Here is a 16,683-nt window from a genome sequence, read left to right on the forward strand (position 1 = left end):
ATTATTGTTTCTCTCTCTCTTTCGACACATATTCGGCGATGGCGTCGATCAATCCCTCGACATTCTTGGCGTCCTGAAGCGCGCCATCCATCGGGATATAGACGTTGAACTTTTCCTCGAGCGCCGTGAGAATCATGACGATATCGACCGATTTGAGGCCGAGGCTCTCGATCGTCGCATCGGGCGTGACCTTCGTGCGGTCGATCATGCCTTCCTTGGCGATGACCTCGATGATCTCTTCGACGAGCTTGGCCTTATCCTGCGGATCTTCAGCCACGTCCACCTCCGTTCAGGGTTTCTCAGCCAGTCGGGCCGCCTCCCTGCGGCGGGCGGCGTCGCGTTCTCGTTAAGGCGCCCGGAGGCGAAAATAAAGCCCGGCGCGGGAGAAGGCTGCGGATATGGGTGGCGGCGCGCGGCGCTTCATGCAAGAAGACGCCCGCAACCCCGTCATTGTTCGAGGCTCGCTCATGAGTTTGCAAGACGCGCCGCTGGCCGGCGTTTTTCCACCGGGAAACGAGGAGGGCTGGCGCAAAATCGTCGACCGGGCGCTCAAGGGCGCGTCCTTCGACCGGCTGATATCCAAGACCTATGACGGGGTGGAGATATCCCCGCTCTATCCGCGCGCGACCGCGCCGGGCCCGCGCGCGCTGCGCGCCGCGGCCGGCCGCTGGTCCATTTTGGCGCGGGTCGACGTTTCCGGCCCCGACGCCGCCAACGCCCTCGCGCTCGGCGATCTCGAGGGCGGCGCCGACGGCTTGCACATCGTCTTCGCTGGCGCGCAGGGCGCCTATGGGACGGGCCTCGCCGACGATGGCGAGGAGGCGCTCGCCCATGTCTTCGACAAGATCCGCTTCGACTACGGAATTCCCGCGCTGGTGGAGTTTTCCCCAGCCGCGCCGAAAGCGGCGGACGCGCTGCTGCGCATCCTCGATCGCGCCCATATAGAGCCGAGCATCACGCGCCTCTCCTTCGGGCTCGATCCGCTCGGCGCCAAGGCGCTGCACGGCTTTTCCCCCGCGCCTTGGGGCGAGGAGAGCAAATCCTTCGCGGCGCGCGCCAAGAGCCTCGCCTCCGCCGGCTATCGTTTCGGGACCGTCGCCGCCGACGCCCGCGTGATCCACGCCGCCGGCGGGACGGAGGCGCAGGAGCTCGGCTTCGCGCTCGCCGCCGCACTCGCCTATCTGCGCGCCCTCGAGGCGGGCGGCGTCGCGCTCGACGAAGCGCGCGCGCTGCTCGCCTTCCGCCTCGCGGCGGACGCCGATGAATTCGTCACCATCGCCAAGTTCCGCGCTCTGCGGCGCCTGTTCGCGCGCGTGGAGGAGGCTTGCGGCCTCGCGCCGGCGCCGATCTTCGTCCACGCCGAGACGGCGTGGCGCATGATGACGCGGCGCGATCCCTGGACCAATCTGCTGCGCGCCACGCTCGCCTCTTTCGGCGCGGCGATCGGCGGCGCCGACGCCGTGACCGTTCTGCCCTTCACCCAGGCGCTCGGCGCCCCGGATGATTTCGCCCGTCGTCTCGCGCGCGACACGCAGCTGGTGCTGCAGGACGAATCCCACATCTATACGGTCGACGATCCGGCGAGCGGCTCCGGCGGCATGGAGGCGCTGACCGAGGCGCTCTGCGAGCGCGGCTGGGCCGAGTTCCAGAGCCTCGAGGCCGAGGGCGGCCTCGCCGCGGCGCTGGAGAAGGGCTCTTTCCAGGGCCGCGTCGCCGAGGTCGCCGGTAAGCGCGCGCAGAATGTCGCGCGCTCGCGCGACAAGATCACCGGCTCCAACGCGTTTCCCGATATCGGCGAAGCGCCGGTGGCGACGTTGGCGCCTTTCGACGCCGCGCTCGCAGAGGCGCCCGCGCCCGCCGGCGCGCTGAAATCGCCGCCTCTGCGGCCGCGTCGTCTCGCCGAGCCTTTCGAGACGCTGCGCGAACGCTCCGACGCCGCTGCGGCGAAGGGCGCGCGCCCGCGAATTTTTCTGGCCAATCTCGGCGCGGTGGCCGTCTTCACCGCGCGCGCCAATTTCGCCAAGAATTTTTTCGAGGCGGGCGGCATAGAGGCCGTGTTCGGCGACGAGGGCGCGGATGTCGCGGCGGGCTTTCGCGCGAGCAGCGCGAAGCTCGCGTGCATCTGCTCGTCCGACGCGATCTATGCGGAAAAAGCCGAGCAGGCGGCGCGCGATCTCGCCGCCGCCGGCGCGCGGGTCTATCTCGCCGGCCGGCCGGGAGAGCTCGAGGCGGCGCTGAGAGCGGCGGGCGTTGCAGAATTTATTTACGCTGGCGGCGATATGTTCGACACGCTGCAGCGTGCGTTCGAGGAGGCCGGGTGATGCGGGGGCTGGGGATTTTCATTTTTGCTTCGATGATGGCGATCGGCGCCGCCCGAGCGGCTCCGCGCGAATCGGCGAGCGCTGCGCCCGAGGCCGGTCGCTATGACGGCGGCTGGGCGTTCGAGGCGCGCACGACCGTCGGCTCCTGCCCGGGGCTTCTGCCCGACTCGATCGAGATTCGCGGCGATCTGCTCGTCGGCACGCAGGCCGGCGCCGCGGCGCTCGCCGCCGGCCGCATGGCGCATTGGGGCTATGTGGAAGGCGACGGCGCCATCATGACGCGCTTCACCACGCAAGACGGCCGCGTGGCGCGCGCCCACGGCCATTTGCACGGCAACGCCGGGCAAGGCGCGTGGTCCTCATCCACCGACAAATGCGGCGGCACATGGCGCGCCCATCGCGGCGGCGCTCAGCGCGCGGGGAATTGATCTTTCGCGACCTTCCCTGTCTTTAGCGCGCGCGCCACGAGAATAGCGCGCGCGCTTTTCTCGTAGCGGCGAGCCGTCATTCGGCGCGCCGCGCGACAACCCCGAGCATAGGCGCAGAGCCGCGCACACTCCAAAGTCATCGCGAGAATGATGACGCGCGGCGCCTTTTGTTTTCAGCGCCGCCGATCTGTCTCTCGTGATCGCGCGCCGAGCAGCGCCGCGCTTCATTGCGGCGACGTCCACGACGTCACCCTTGTCGCATCGCAGCGACGCTGCGCACGCGCGCGCCATTGCTTCGGCGCGGGAGTCCTTTATGGACAGCACCGGCGGCGCCATGAGATAAACGGCCGCTTTCAGCTTTCGGAACGATGGTGGCCTATGCCGAAGATCGTCGACTGTGTTATCGGATTCAATGAAATCGACATGCTCATGGTGCGGGTCGCCGAGCTGACCAATGTCGTAGACGCTTTCGTCGTCGTTGAATCCTCGAAGACGCATACAGGCGCGCCCAAGCCGATATTGCTTCGTGACGCGGTCGCCGAGCTGCGCGACGCCGGCTATGACATTCTCCATTATTTGATCGACGACATGCCCGGCGCCTTCGGCAGCGCGCGCGAGCTCGGATGGATCGTCGAAAATCTGCAGAGAAACTGCATTCTGCGTCCGCTCTCCTTGATGGGCCTTCCCGACGACGCCATCATCATGGTGTCGGACATAGACGAAATCCCGCGCGCCGAATGCGTGAAGCAGCTTCCCGCGCTGCTCGACAATCCGCGCAACATCGCCATCTTCGACATGGTGATGAAGAAATACTTCGTGAACAATGAGACGATCAGCCACTTCAACAATCTGCCTTGGCTCGGCACTGTCGCCTGCGGATACGGCCTGCTGAAGAACATCATGCCGCAAGGCGCGCGCATGGGCGATCCGATCAGCCCGCGCAGCGGCTGTCTCAATCTCGGCTATGATCGCGAGCTCTATTCCTACGAGCGCCGCGTGCCCAATGGCGGCTGGCATTTCTCCAGCATGGGCGGCATGGAGGCGCTCGCGCTGAAGATGCAATCGATCGTCGAGCGCACACGCGACAATACGGAAGTGGTGGCGAAGCCGACTCGCTTCGGCAAGCACAATTATCGCGGCTTCCGCGAGTCGAACGCCGAGGTCGTCGCCAAATTCCTGGCCGAGCATACGCCCGAGCTGAAGAATGTGAACGCGCCGACATTGAAGGACGTCGCCGAGCTCGACATTCCCGACGTGCTGAAGACGTCGCCGCGCCAATTCGACTTTCTGTTCTATTTCACCGAGGCGATCGACGAGAACAACGCGCCCGTCGACGAGCTGCCGCCGATCGAGAAGCTTCCCTATCCCGGACCGCTGCTCAATTACGCGCCCAATTCCATCGAGCGGATTCGCGGGCATGTGAGCCTCGCCGGCAAGAATGTGCTGCTCGTCGGCTATTCGGAGGCGCAGGCGCAATCGCTGATGGCGCAGGAGCACATCGCCTCCGCCAAGCGCCTCGCTCTGTGGGAAGACCACATCGACGCGCAAGGCTCCGCCTTCCCGGTCATCATCGGCGATATTTGCAGCCGCACCTCATTCGACGACAACTCCTTCGACGCCGTGATCTTCATGTCGGTGTGGGAGCATATGCACGATATCGAAGGCGCCTGCCGTGAATCCGCGCGCCTCACCAAGAATGGCGGCGTCGTCTTCACCGAATTCGGCCCGGTGTGGACGGGCGCGACCGGCCATCATCTCTATCTCGACGGCGGCAATCCAGCGCTCGATTTCACGCAACGCCAGCTGCCGAGCCATATGCATCTTCTCTATGATCGCGAGACGATCGCGCGCTATCTCTCCGATCATCGCGGCATTCACCCGCATCACGCCGATCAAGCGGTGGAGTTCATCTTCGACTCCGACAATTTAAACCGCCAGCCCGCGCCCGCCTATTTCAAGGCGGCTCAGCACTTCCGTCCGATCGTGACCGAGGATTATGTGTCGCCGGTGCGGCTGGACATTCTGCGCCATTTGCGCGCGCGCTGGCCGCAGATCGATCGCTTCGATCTCGACGGCGGCGCCTGGGCCTTCGCGGTCGAAAAGCCGTCCTGACGGAGCGCTTCTCCGACGCGGAGCCCCTTACGGCCCCCCACCCCCGGCGAGAGCCGGCCCTGCGCAGCAGCGTCATGCCCGGGCTCGTCGTGGACGAGCCCGGGCATGACGTCGCGAGCGCAAAAAGGACCTCGAGAGCGGGCGCGCCTTCAGCGCGCGTAGAGGCCGGGGGCGCTCGGCGCGCGCACATAGGAATGGCCGATCGGCCGCACGCCCGCCTGCCCCCAGCCGGGGCCGAGATCGCCGGCGCGCACATGGCCGCCGAGACGCACGCAATTATCCGAGCCGGAAACCGGGACGAAGCCCTCGCCGAAACGGGCGCAGCGCCCGCCGGAGGGAATCGAGCCGGTCGTCTGCGCCTCCGCGGCCGGCGCGCCGAAGGCGGCGCAAAGGCATAGGCAAGCGAAAAGACGGCGGACGTCGAGCCCGCGAGCTTCGGCGGTGAAAACGGTCATTCGCAGATCAGCCTCGAAAATGTCTCGCATCGCAACAACCGAGTCGACGCGCCTTGCGCGCCTCCCGATGTTGCCGCCGGATGTTTACCAACTCGTTACTTCGCACGCTTCGACGCGAGGGGTCACGCGACGGCGACCACTTAGGTCCAATAAGGTCGAACAATCGTGGCAGGATCGTGTCGCTCGAGGTCGTCATCAGCGCCAATCGCCGAGAACCGCCTGCACGACCGTCAGCGCCGCGACGGCGGCCGTGTCCGCCCGCAAGATGCGCGGGCCGAGCGAGAGGCGCGCGACCAGCGGCGCCGCGAGGATCGCCTCCCGCTCGGCGGGATCGAAGCCCCCCTCCGGGCCGACCAGAACATCGACGCCCGCATGCGCCGGCGCCGCGCGCAGGGCCGCGACGGGATCGGCGCGCTCGGCGTCCTCGTCGCAGAAGACGAGCAGCCGCCCCGCCTCGCGCGCGGCGAGATAGGCCTCCAGCGCGACCTCCTCCGCCACCTCCGGCACGCTCAGCACGCCGCATTGCTCGGCCGCCTCCACCACATTGGCGGCGAGGCGCTCCAGATTGACGCGGCGCGCCTGTGTGCGGCGGGTGATGATCGGAGCGAGGCGCGCAGCGCCCATCTCTGTCGCCTTTTGGGCCATATAGTCGAGCCGCGCATGCTTGAGCGGCGCGAAGCAGTAGTGGAGATCGGCGGCGAGGGTCTGCGCGCGCAGGCGCTCCTTGGCGACGAGAATCGCCTTGCGCTTGGCCACCTCCTCGAGATTCGCGCGCCATTCGCCGTCGCGGCCGTTGAACAGCAAGATCGCGTCGCCCTCGCGCAGGCGCAGCACATTCAACAGATAATTGAGCCGGTCGGCGTCGGGAATGATACGCGCTCCGGCCTCGAGGCGCGCCTCGACGAAGAGCCTCTGCGCGGAGAAATCGTAACGTGACACGAGCTTTCCCGGAGGGTGAGAGCGGAGCGCCATCAAGCCGCCGCTTTATCCGCGAAACTGCCGGATGCTTGCAAGAGGCGCAAGTCTCTTGCTAAGACCGCATAAACCATAACAAGGGGATCGCCGCCATGAGGGCCAAGGGTGCAATCGCGGCCAGGAGCAGACAGCGGGCGCGAAAAGTCGCAGGCATGATCGCCGGCGCGCCGATTTTGGGACTTCTTCTCGCGACGGCGGGAGCGTCGACCGCTCTGGCCCAGTCCTGCCAGGAGGATTTTCAGAAGCTCTCGCAGCGGCGCATGTCGCAGATCCAGACGCTCAACAATATCGGCAAGGCGTCCAAGGGCAAGATGGACCCGGTCGCGGCCTGTCCGGTGGCGCGCAAGCTCGTCGCCATAGAGACCGAGATGGCCGCCTATATCGATAAGAACAAGGACTGGTGCAACATACCGGAAGCCATGGTCGACGGCTTCAAGCAGGCGCGCGGCAAGACGCAGACTTTCGCCGCCCAGGCCTGCGCGGTCGCCGCCAAGGCGAAGAAAATGCAGGAAGAGGCGGCCGCCGGCATCGGCCCGCAGGCGCAGAAGCTGCCCGCCGGCCCGCTGTGAGCGCTGCGGAACGGCCTCAGGACGAGCCGCGGCTGCCCGACGCCGTCGCCGACCATCCGCTGTGGCGCCTCGCGCCGGACCCGCTCCGTCCCTATGTGCAGCTCGCCCGCCTCGATCGTCCGATCGGCTGGTGGCTGCTGCTGCTGCCCTGCTGGCAAGGCAGCGCGCTCGCCGCAGCGGCGCTCGGCGCGCCGCTCAATGTCTGGCATTTGCTGCTCTTCTTCATCGGCGCGGTCTCCATGCGCGGCGCCGGCTCCACCTATAACGACATCGTCGACCGCAAGATCGACGCGAAGGTGGAGCGCACGCGGCTGCGTCCGCTCGCCAGCGGCCGCGTCTCCTTGCGCGCCGCGATCGCCTTTCTCGTGGCGCAATGCCTCGTCGGGCTCGGCGTTCTTCTGTCCTTCAACGGCTTCACCATCGCGCTCGGCTTCGCCTCGCCGCTGATCGTGCTGATCTATCCTTTCGCCAAGCGCGTCACCTCCTGGCCGCAGGCGGTGCTGGGGCTGGCTTTCGCCTATGGCGCGCTGCTCGGCTGGACGGCGCTCGCCGGCGGGCTCGGCCTGCCGGCCGTCCTCCTCTACGCCTCGGCGATTTTGTGGACGATCGGCTTCGACACGATCTATGCGCTGCAGGACAAGCGCGACGACGCCATTGCGGGCGTGCGCTCGACGGCGCTGCTGTTCGGCGCGCGCGTGCGGCTCGCGGTCGGCGCGCTCTATCTCGGCTCTGCGGTCTTCGCGGAATTGGCGCTGCTGTCCGCCGATGTCGGCGGCTTCGCGCAGATCGGCCTCGCCGCCTATGCGGCGCATTTTTGCTGGCAGGTCTATCGAACCAGCGCCTCCGCCGCGCCGGAGACGGCGCTCATGCTGTTCCGCTCCAATCGCGACGCCGGTCTGCTGCTGTTCGCCGGCCTCGCGGCGCAGAGCGCCATCCTCGCTTATTCATAGCAGACGATCTCGCGCTCGCCCTCATAGACCGTCGCCATGCGCTCGCCCTCGCCCTGCTTGCGGCGCGCGCAGAAGCGCGGACGGCGCTTGATGACGGTGGCGTTCTTGCGGCGCGCGATCGTCTCGCGCAGCGCGACGCCGCCGAGGCGCGGATCGATGGTCTCCAGCTCGCCGCCGCGCGCCGCGAGGCGCGGCAGATCGAGATAGGACGCCCAATATTTCCAATCCGCCGAGATCGCGCCGCCATCGGCCGTCTCGGTGAGAACGACGTCGAGATCGGGGTCCTGATGGGCGAGCGACAGGCGATAGGAGGCGCCGCCGTCCAGCCTCGGCTCGACATCGAGAGCGACGCCGCGATAGGCCTGCACGGGCACGCTGATCATCATGGACATTCCGGCGAAACGCCGGGAAATCAGAATGTCGCGACGGCCGACGCGCACCTGGCGCTGGCCGCCGTCGGCGCGCCGATCGCGCTGAACGGCGAATTGAAGCTGCGTCTCCGCCATGACTTTGGTCTCGAACATGCGCTCGCTCCCCGAGATGTGACCTTCGCGACTGATCTCGCGTTTCATGGGTCGCATGTTGGGCGACGGTTGCGGCAAAGCTCGCTAACAAGGCTGGTGAATCGCCCGTAAACCATTGCCTTTTCGACCGATTCGCGAGCTTTGGGTTAGCGCCCGGCAAACGAGATCGTCGAAATTCGCGGCAATTCGCCGAAAAGACCGCCTTGCGGGAGGGGCTCCGCTCGCTTAACGACTATAGCAATGGCCGACAATGCAACCGACTTCGCGGCTCAGCTGCCGCAGCTCGAGGCCGTCGCGCGGCGAGCGGGCGAGATCGCCATGGGCTTCTTCCGCCCGGGCGAGAAGACCAGCGCGGCCGTCTCCTATAAGGACGGCGGCTCGCCCGTGACCGAGGCGGACATGGCGGTCGACCGCTTCCTGCAGGAGGCGGCGCTGGCGCTGTTCCCGGACGCCGCCTGGCTCTCCGAGGAGACGGCCGACAATAAGGAGCGTCTGCTTCGCCCCCGGCTGCTGGTGGTCGATCCGATCGACGGAACCCAGGCTTTTCTGCGCGGCGACAGACGCTGGGCGGTCTCCATCGCGCTGATCGACCAAGGGCGGCCCAAGCTCGGCGTCATTCATGCGCCGGCGCTGGAATGGACCTTCGCCGCCGCCGCCGGTCGTGGCGCGGCGCTGAATGGCGCGCCGATCCGCGTCGCCGCGCGCGCCGTTCTGGCGGGCGCGCGGCTGGAGGCGCCGCGCGGCTTGGCGGCGCGCTTCGCCGGTTCCGAATATAAATTCGCGGTTCAGGACCGCACGCCCTCGCTGGCTCTGCGCGTCGCCGACGTCGCCGCCGGCCGCAATGATCTCACCATCGCTTCCGCGGATTCGAAAGACTGGGACATTGCCGCGGCCGATGTGATACTCACCGAGGCGGGCGGCGTCTTGTCCGAGCTCGAGGGGCTTCCCTTGCGCTATAATCGTCCGCAGCTGCGGCGCGATATGCTCGTGGCGGCGCCGCAATCGATCTTTCCCGAGAGTCTCGCGTTGGCGCGAGCCGTTTCCAAGGGCGTGATATGAGCGAAACGACGACACTGAACGGCGGCGCGCCGCAGGCGCTTCATCTCGTTTTCGGAGGCGAGCTGATCGACCTCCAGGGCGTCGCCTTCCGCGACCCGACGAAGCTCGACATCGTCGGCATTTATTCGGACAACGCCTCCGCGCTCGCCGCCTGGAAGGCGAAAGCGCACGCCACCGTCGACAACGCCCATATGCGCTATTTCGTCGTGCAGCTGCACAGCCTCCTCGATCCCGAGACGAATTGAGCCTCCTTCCGCGCGGCCGATCGACGGCGCGCCCGACGGCCCCGCTGGGCCGGGGCGTCGCGATCGGCCCTTTCATTCGAACACGGCGCGGCGAGAGCTCGGCCGTGGCATTATTGGCGAGTTCACCGGGGCGTCGATGCCGGTCTTGACGATTTATCGGTTGCTGACCATCGGTTTGGCGCCACTCGCCGGCGTGGCGCTGGGCTGGCGCGCGAGACAAGGCAAGGAAGATCCCGCGCGGCTCGGCGAGCGCATGGGCGCGCCGAGCCTCGAGCGTCCCGCCGGACGGCTCGTTTGGCTGCATGGCGCGAGCCTCGGCGAGAGCCTCGCTCTTTTGCCGCTGGTGGAGCGCTTCATTCAGCGCGGCGTCGAGGTTCTCGTCACCACGGGCACGGTCTCTTCCGCCAAAGTGCTGCGGGCGCGGCTGCCGGCCGGCGCCGTGCATCAGTTTCTGCCGCTGGACGCGCCGCAATTCGTCGAGCGCTTTCTCGAGCATTGGCGTCCCGACATCGTGCTCTTCGCCGAGTCGGAGCTGTGGCCCAATATGATCCGCGCCATTCATGCGCGGCGACTGCCGCTCGTGCTCGTCAACGCCACCATCTCGCGCCGCTCCGCCGCGCGCTGGCGGCGCCTGCCCGGCGGCGCGCGAACCTTGTTCGGCGAGATCGATCTCTGCCTCGCGCAGAACGCCGAGAGCGCCGCGCGCTATCTGGGCCTCGGCGCGCCGCGCGTGCGCGTTTGCGGCAATCTGAAATTCGATGTGCCGCCGCCGCCCGTCGGCGCCGGCCGGCTCGCCGAATTCAACGGCGCCATCGGCCCGCGTCCCGTCTGGGCGGCGATCTCCACCCATGCGGGCGAGGAGGAGATCGCGATCGACGCGCATCTCTCGCTTTCCAGCGAGGTCCCGTCGCTGCTGACCATCATTGTGCCGCGCAAGCCCGAGCGCGGCGCCGAGATCGCCGCTCTCGCCAGCGCCAAAGGTCTCGCTGTGGGCCTGCGCTCGCGCGATGGCGAGCCGCGCCGCGGCGTGCAGATCTATGTCGCCGACACAGTGGGCGAGCTCGGCCTGTTCCTGCGCGCCGTCAGCGTCGTGTTCACAGGAAAATCGCTGACCGCGGAGGGCGGGCACAATCCGATAGAGCCGGCCAAGCTCGGCTGCGCGATCCTGCACGGGCCGCATGTCGAGAATTTCGCCGATATTTATGGCGAGCTGGCCGCCGCCCGCGCCGCCGCCCGCGTGAGCGACGCGGAATCGCTGGCGCGCGCGTTGCAGTTTCTGCTGTCCGACCCCTCTCGCATGCGCGCGATGGGCCGCGCCGGCGCCGAGGTGGTGCGAAAGCTCGGCGGCGCCTCGCAGAGCATTATGGCGGCGATCGAGCCTTATCTCGCGCAATCGGCGCTGGAGCAGAAATGAGCCCGCGGCGCCGCATCGCCAATGCGCGCGCCTGACTTCTGGCGACGCGCGCCGGCCTCGCCGCTGGCGCGCGCTCTGGCGCCATTGGGCGCGCTCTACGGCGCTGCCGCTTCAGCGCGCATGAGACGGAGGGGCGCGCGCGCCGATCTTCCGACGATCGTGATCAGCGGCCCGACGCTCGGCGGCGACGGCAAGACGCCGGCCGCGCTCGCCATCGCCGCTCTGCTCGCGGAAATGGGCGAGCGGCCCTTCTTCCTCACCCGCGGATATGGCCGCCGCAATGCGCGGCGCGCGCCTTTTCTCATCGATCCGGGCATTCATGACGCGCGCGAGACGGGCGATGAAGCGCTGCTGCTGGCGCGCTGCGCCCCGACCATCGTCGGCGCCGATCGCGTGGCCGGCGCGCGGCTCGCGCGCGCTCTCGGCGCGACGGCGCTGGTGCTGGACGATGGCTTGCAGAGCCGACGGCTCGAGCCCGATCTCGCATTGATGGTCGTCGATGGCGCCTATGGCGCCGGCAATGGCCTATGCCCGCCCGCCGGCCCGCTGCGCGCGCCCTTGCGGCGCCAACTCACGGCTGTGGATGCGCTCGTGCTGATCGGCGAAGGCGCGCCGGGAGAAGGGGTCGCCCCACATGCGAGCGCGGCGGGAAAGCCCGTTCTGCGCGCCAGCGTCGCGCCCCTCCCCGCGCGCCTCCCGCAGCGCGCGCTCGCCTTTGCGGGGATCGCGCGGCCGGAAAAGTTTTTCGCGACTCTGGAGGCTTTGGGGCTCGAGATCATGGGCCGAAAAAGCTTCGCCGATCATCACGCCTTCACGGCGCACGAGATGGCGGCGCTCGAGCGCGAAGCCGCGCGTCTTCGCGCGACGCTGGTCACGACAGAAAAAGACGCGGCGCGTCTTTCGCCCGACATGGCCGCGCGCGTGGACGTTGTGCCGATTCGTCTGATCCTGGAAAGGGACGAGCCGCTGCGCGCGCTTCTACGCCGCGCGCTGACGCGGAGTTGAGAAGGCTCAGGGCTTCTTCGGGAAGCTCACGCCAATGCGGATGAGCTTGGCGTCGGTGCTCGAATAGGCCTCTTGCAGGTCGACGTTCCAATAGCGGAGCTCTTCCAGCAGTATGGGCTCGCCGGTCACGGCGCAGCGCACGAAGGCGCCCGGACGGCGAATGCGGAAGTCGCCGTCGCGATATTCGACCTCGGCCTCGACCGCGGCCTGCGGCTGTCGTTCGAACCGGTTCATGCGGATCCTGCGTCTCGCCCGCTCGGTTAAGCGGCGTACTGACGAAATAAACGAGGTCATGCCGAATTTTCAATAGGAGAGACGCGATTGGCAAGGCCGAATCGCATTTGGGCGGCAAAGCTTGCGCCAGCGCTCGCCAAAAAACCCGCGCCCGCGCCAGAAGCCGTCTCGGACGAGCGTCATTGGAAAGGAAATCGCCCCAAAACGCGAATGGCCGCCCCAAAGGGGCGGCCATGAAGATCGATTCGATGTTGTTTCGACACGCTCTCACCAGAAGACGTTGGCGCGGGCAAGGAACAAGCTCGGATGCTCTCCGTTGAGATAGGGGCGGTCGGAGGGCGCAACCAGCGTCAGCGCCTTCGTCCAATTGGCCTGCAAGCGGAAGCCGTTGACCGGATACCAGTTCAAGCCAATCGTCAGATTGTCCTGACGGCCGCCGAGCGTCGCTGTGCTGGCGAGCGCTTTTTGAGCCGCCGTGCCTGCCGCCGTCGCCGCATAGACGAAATTGCCATCGACGAGGCCGCCATTGTTGAGATTGATCTCGCTGTAGCGCGCGGCGAGCTCCCAGGCGCCCCAGCCGCCCTTGTTGACGGGGTCCTTGATCTGAATCGGGCCGAAAGTGCCGGGCGTGAAAAAGTTCTTGTCGTAGCTGCCATAGACGGCGGCGCGCGATTCTCCGGTCAGGAACCACGAACCTTGGACATAATAGCCGCTGTATTGGAGGCTCGAGCCGCCGCCATTGCCGAGCAGGAGGCCGTTGAGCGGATCGCGCTCATATCGCGTGGCGATATATTCGCCCTGCAACGAGACGGGGCCATAGCTGGCGGCGGCTTCGAAGCCGTAGCTATAGGCGTATTTCAAGCAGCCGTTCTTCAGGACGAAAGGCGCGGACAGGAGACCGAGGCCGGTCGCGTTCGTCGCCAGGCTGCCCGAGGCCGCGCAAGTCAAATCCTGCGCCGCGGACACGCGCGTCCACGTGCCGCTGCCGCCCAGAACATCCGCCTCCTCGCGCTCCGTGCCGGCGCCCGGCCGCAGGAAGGCGGAATCGGTGGCGGCCGTCGTGTTCTCCGGCTTGTGATAACGGAAGGACGAGCCGAGATGCAGCAGCTTGTCCTCCTCCTGAATGGGCGCATAGGTGGCGCGCACCGCCGCGTCCCAATATTGCGCGCCGCCAGTGGGCGGAGCGACCGCTGTATCCTGCGGCGAGGTGGAGAAAATGCCGGTCTTCACCGTCCACAGCTTGTCGCCGATGGTGACGGCCGCGCCCGTGTGACGGCTCGGCGCGAGCACGGTCGGCAGCGCGCGCTCGAGGAAGGTGATATTGCTCGTTGAGCTGTTCGTCTCCATGCTGAACGGCTCGAAGAAATTGCCGACCTGGAAGGTGACGGGCTGCTTGGAGATCTCTTCCGGCAGCAGCTTGGCGCGATAGCCGATATAGGCGTCGCGTATGCCGGTCACGCCGGAGTTGGTGAAGTCGTATTGGAAGCGATAGTACCAGTCTTTGTAGGCCTTGCCCTCGAGCCAGATCTGCGCGCGGCGGAAGCCCACATTGCTGCGCGACATCGTGTCGGCCGAGCTGGCGAAGCCGCCGTCGATCTGCATGCGGCCGCCGAGCTTGAAGCTGAACGCCTTGTCCTCGGTCTCGACGAAGAGGCCGTTGCGGAAGCTGACGAACACCGGCGGCGGCGCGACGAGGCCCGGCTGGGTCTTGGCGGAATTCAGCGCGTTCTTGACCTGGGCGTTGGTCTTGGCCTGCTCGGTCATCCGAGCCTCTAGGCGCTTGATCTGCTCCTTCAGCGCCTTGATCTCGCTCGCCGTGTCCGCCAGCGCCGACGCCGGAGCGCCCACCATCCCGCAGAAGGCGGCGAGCGCGACGCCGCCCGAGAGCCGCCGCGTCATTTTCGACCCGATAGTCTGTTCTCTCATCTCAGCCCCCTGCGCTCGGCGATTGCATGGCGCCTCGGACGTCCGCTCGCCGGACGAGATTTGCATTCCGGTCGAATGAATATCTCGCGTCGACGACAGGTCTCCCCAGCCCGAAGAATACATGCAAGGCGCGCGACGATTGCACATTTTGCCTACTAAACATCTGATGATGCCCAAATTATCGCCAGATGCGCCCGCATGATGGGCTTCTAACAGCGAAATGTTCTTTGGATACACCACATGTAATTGTCTTACATTTCGATCGGCCGTCCGCGCAAGGCCGGAATCGGCTTCTCTTAAGGATTTTCACGTATGTGTTGCCGATTCGACACAATCGCAATGTGGCGTCGCTGTGAGGCCCGACGATATTGCGGCGCGCGACCGGACGCTCGGGCGGGATCGAAGGCGACAGCTTTATCGCGGGCTTATCACGGACTTGCCGCTCTCCCGTCACGCCGACGACGTGGCATTTGGGCAACACCCTACGTGGAAACCGATGTCACAATCCGCCGCCGCCGTCTTTTGTGATGATTGTGTCACACAACGCCTCTAGCCGTGCCGTAGCGGTAAGCAATTCAAGGCAGAGGCTGACATGAGACAGGTACCGAACGTTCAGACGATCGCGAAGGGCGCGACGCCTTCGAAGCTGCTGGGAGGCGTAGCGGTCCTCGCCCTCGGCGCGTTCGGCGCGCCCGCGGCGGCCCACGCCGACACGGCGAGCGAGATCAAGGCGCTCAAGGCCGAGCTGAAGCGGCTCGAGCATCGGCTCGAGGAGCAGGCCAAGACGACCCATCAGGTCAAGAACGCGCTGAACTCGGCCAAGGCTGCGCCGGGCGGCAACGCTCCGCCGCCGGTGTTCGTCAGCTTCAAGAATGGTCTCTATGTCGAGACCGAGGACAAGAGCTTCGACTTCAAGGTCGGCGGCCGCATCCAGGCCGACGGCGGCTTCACCAGCTATCCCTCCGCCTCCGGCGCCCGCAGCAACGTCGGCTTCCGCCGCGCTCGCCTCGAGGTCGAGGGCAAGGCGTATAAGAACTGGTTTTACAAGTTCCAATACGACTTCACCGGCACCGGCGTGACCGGCATTCGCGACGCGTTCGTCGCCTATCGTGACACGCTGCTGCCGGAGTCCATCACCAAGCAGCCGGTCACCTTCCAGGTCGGCAGCCAGTACGAGCCGTTCAGCATGGAGACGGTGACCTCCTCGAAGCACATCACCTTCATCGAGCGCGCGCTTCCCGGCGCTCTGGCCCCGGATCGCCATGTCGGCGCCAAGGTCGGCCTCGGCGACAAGAATTGGAGCGTGCAGGCGGGCGTGTTCTCGACCAGCTTCGGCCAGGACTCCGCGCAGGCTCCCGCCGTCACCGGCCATCAATATTGGGACCTGACGACGCGCGCCACCTATGCGCCGATCGTCGAGGAGGACAAGCTGCTGCATTTCGGCGGCTCGTTCATGTATCATAAGCCGAACGACTCGACCGCCGCCCAGGACCCGAACAATCTGCTGCCGGGCACCGGCTCGCGCGACGAGACCGACATTCTCAACAACCGCTATGTCGTCGTTCCGGCGGCGCAGGCGCTCAATTGCAGCCCCGCTTTCAAGGCGGCGTCCGGCGTCGCGCTGCTGTGGACGCCCGGCTATCTGCAGAACGGCTGCTTGAAGTCGAGCTTCAACTATAACTTCGAAGTGGCGGCCTCTTACGGGCCGTTCTCGGTCCAAGGCGAATATTCCGGCGCTCATTACGAGCGTGATGCGGGAACGGCCTTGGCGCTCGGCACCAATGGCGGATCGAGCCTCAATTACAGCGGCTATTATGTCCAAGGCTCGGTGTTCCTGACCGGCGAGTCCCGCGCGGCCTCTTATAGGGGCTACGACAAGGACTGGAACACGCCCGGCACCTTCAGCGACGTCGCGATCCTCAATCCGCTCAGCAAGGGCGGTCTCGGCGCCTGGGAATTCGCCGCGCGCTACAGCGAGCTCAACCTCAACAATGGCGGTCTCGTCGACGGCAATTTCGCCTATTTGGCGACCGTCGCCGGCAATGCGGCGCAGAAAGCCCTGGCGAGCACGGCGACGCTCGGCGGCCGCGAGGAGAACCTCACTCTGGCGCTCAACTGGTATCCGGTGAAGGGCGTCCGCTTCCAGGCCAATTGGACGCGCGCCATGACGCTCGTCGCTCCGTCCGACAAGCCTTATCTCAACGGCCAGCATCCGAGCACCTTCCTCGCCCGCGCGCAGGTCTTCTGGTGAGCGAAATCTCCGGCCTTCGCAGGCTCGGCGAGACGATCGAATCACGAAAGGCCGCCCTTCGGGGCGGCCTTTCTTCGTTATGAAACTGATATTTATAACGTGACATTTCCGCAACAGAGGCGGCGGAAACGCCGCCGCGGCGGCGCGGCTCGGCCCCACATCTCTAGTCAATCCCTATAGTCCATGGTTAAGGAATTTTACTGATCCGTTCATAT

Annotated in this window: 16 protein-coding genes; 10 read left to right on the forward strand and 6 right to left on the reverse strand. The window is 66.4% G+C overall.

Going from position 1 to position 16,683, the window contains the following annotated elements; all coding sequences use genetic code 11:
* Position 1 precedes the first annotated feature (1 nt).
* Positions 2-277 (reverse strand): acyl carrier protein, encoded by a 276-nt coding sequence (locus ACT53T_RS19755; RefSeq protein ID WP_026191495.1) that lies wholly within the window; start codon positions 275-277, stop codon positions 2-4.
* 190 nt (positions 278-467) lie between these two features.
* Between ACT53T_RS19755 and ACT53T_RS19760 the strand changes: the two genes are divergently transcribed.
* The 3 genes from ACT53T_RS19760 (at position 468) to ACT53T_RS19770 (ending at position 4,861) form a co-directional block, all read left to right on the forward strand.
* Complete coding sequence (locus tag ACT53T_RS19760) at positions 468-2,321, forward strand: methylmalonyl-CoA mutase family protein (RefSeq protein ID WP_476162531.1); 1,854 nt, start codon at positions 468-470, stop codon at positions 2,319-2,321.
* Positions 2,321-2,749 (forward strand): hypothetical protein, encoded by a 429-nt coding sequence (locus tag ACT53T_RS19765; RefSeq protein WP_476162532.1) that lies wholly within the window; start codon positions 2,321-2,323, stop codon positions 2,747-2,749. Before ACT53T_RS19760 ends, ACT53T_RS19765 begins: the two co-directional genes overlap by 1 nt.
* A gap of 378 nt (positions 2,750-3,127) precedes the next feature.
* Positions 3,128-4,861, forward strand: coding sequence for a methyltransferase domain-containing protein (locus tag ACT53T_RS19770; RefSeq protein WP_476162533.1), 1,734 nt, complete (start codon positions 3,128-3,130; stop codon positions 4,859-4,861).
* A 149-nt stretch (positions 4,862-5,010) separates the two neighbouring features.
* Here ACT53T_RS19770 and ACT53T_RS19775 read toward each other — a convergent pair whose 3' ends face one another.
* Positions 5,011-5,316, reverse strand: coding sequence for a hypothetical protein (locus ACT53T_RS19775; protein WP_157235120.1), 306 nt, complete (start codon positions 5,314-5,316; stop codon positions 5,011-5,013).
* 195 nt (positions 5,317-5,511) lie between these two features.
* On the reverse strand, positions 5,512-6,255 hold the full coding sequence (locus ACT53T_RS19780) for a 16S rRNA (uracil(1498)-N(3))-methyltransferase (protein ID WP_476162534.1): 744 nt from the start codon (positions 6,253-6,255) through the stop codon (positions 5,512-5,514).
* A 188-nt stretch (positions 6,256-6,443) separates the two neighbouring features.
* On the opposite strand from ACT53T_RS19780, the gene ACT53T_RS19785 reads away from it, so the two are divergent.
* Positions 6,444-6,860: a hypothetical protein gene (locus tag ACT53T_RS19785; RefSeq protein WP_476162535.1), complete on the forward strand. Its 417-nt coding sequence runs from the start codon at positions 6,444-6,446 to the stop codon at positions 6,858-6,860.
* Positions 6,857-7,810 carry a 4-hydroxybenzoate octaprenyltransferase gene (gene ubiA / locus ACT53T_RS19790; protein WP_476162536.1) on the forward strand — a complete coding sequence of 318 codons (954 nt, stop codon included), beginning with the start codon at positions 6,857-6,859 and terminating at the stop codon, positions 7,808-7,810. Before ACT53T_RS19785 ends, ubiA begins: the two co-directional genes overlap by 4 nt.
* On the opposite strand, the gene ACT53T_RS19795 is transcribed toward ubiA, so the two are convergent.
* Complete coding sequence (locus ACT53T_RS19795) at positions 7,801-8,334, reverse strand: DUF6101 family protein (RefSeq protein ID WP_476162537.1); 534 nt, start codon at positions 8,332-8,334, stop codon at positions 7,801-7,803. The genes ubiA and ACT53T_RS19795 overlap by 10 nt on opposite strands.
* Positions 8,335-8,574: 240 nt before the next feature.
* On the opposite strand from ACT53T_RS19795, the gene ACT53T_RS19800 reads away from it, so the two are divergent.
* The 4 genes from ACT53T_RS19800 to lpxK all read left to right on the forward strand — a co-directional run bounded on the left by ACT53T_RS19800 (position 8,575) and on the right by lpxK (position 12,057).
* Entirely contained in the window at positions 8,575-9,393 is an 819-nt protein-coding gene (locus ACT53T_RS19800; protein WP_476162538.1) for a 3'(2'),5'-bisphosphate nucleotidase CysQ, read from the forward strand.
* On the forward strand, positions 9,390-9,638 hold the full coding sequence (locus ACT53T_RS19805) for a DUF4170 domain-containing protein (RefSeq protein ID WP_018266771.1): 249 nt from the start codon (positions 9,390-9,392) through the stop codon (positions 9,636-9,638). The genes ACT53T_RS19800 and ACT53T_RS19805 overlap by 4 nt, the downstream gene beginning before the upstream one ends.
* Positions 9,639-9,774: 136 nt before the next feature.
* On the forward strand, positions 9,775-11,052 hold the full coding sequence (locus tag ACT53T_RS19810) for a 3-deoxy-D-manno-octulosonic acid transferase (RefSeq protein ID WP_476162539.1): 1,278 nt from the start codon (positions 9,775-9,777) through the stop codon (positions 11,050-11,052).
* 21 nt (positions 11,053-11,073) lie between these two features.
* Entirely contained in the window at positions 11,074-12,057 is a 984-nt protein-coding gene (gene lpxK / locus ACT53T_RS19815) for a tetraacyldisaccharide 4'-kinase (protein ID WP_476162540.1), read from the forward strand.
* 6 nt (positions 12,058-12,063) lie between these two features.
* Here lpxK and ACT53T_RS19820 read toward each other — a convergent pair whose 3' ends face one another.
* Both ACT53T_RS19820 and ACT53T_RS19825 read right to left on the reverse strand, forming a co-directional pair.
* Positions 12,064-12,291: a DUF2093 domain-containing protein gene (locus ACT53T_RS19820; protein WP_400769802.1), complete on the reverse strand. Its 228-nt coding sequence runs from the start codon at positions 12,289-12,291 to the stop codon at positions 12,064-12,066.
* Positions 12,292-12,558: 267 nt separating this feature from the next.
* Complete coding sequence (locus tag ACT53T_RS19825; RefSeq protein ID WP_476162541.1) at positions 12,559-14,217, reverse strand: OprO/OprP family phosphate-selective porin; 1,659 nt, start codon at positions 14,215-14,217, stop codon at positions 12,559-12,561.
* Positions 14,218-14,809: 592 nt separating this feature from the next.
* Between ACT53T_RS19825 and ACT53T_RS19830 the strand changes: the two genes are divergently transcribed.
* Positions 14,810-16,468, forward strand: coding sequence for an OprO/OprP family phosphate-selective porin (locus ACT53T_RS19830; protein WP_476162542.1), 1,659 nt, complete (start codon positions 14,810-14,812; stop codon positions 16,466-16,468).
* The last annotated feature ends 215 nt before the right edge of the window (positions 16,469-16,683 follow it).

The sequence above is a fragment of the Methylosinus sp. DMC45 genome (assembly GCF_056313885.1).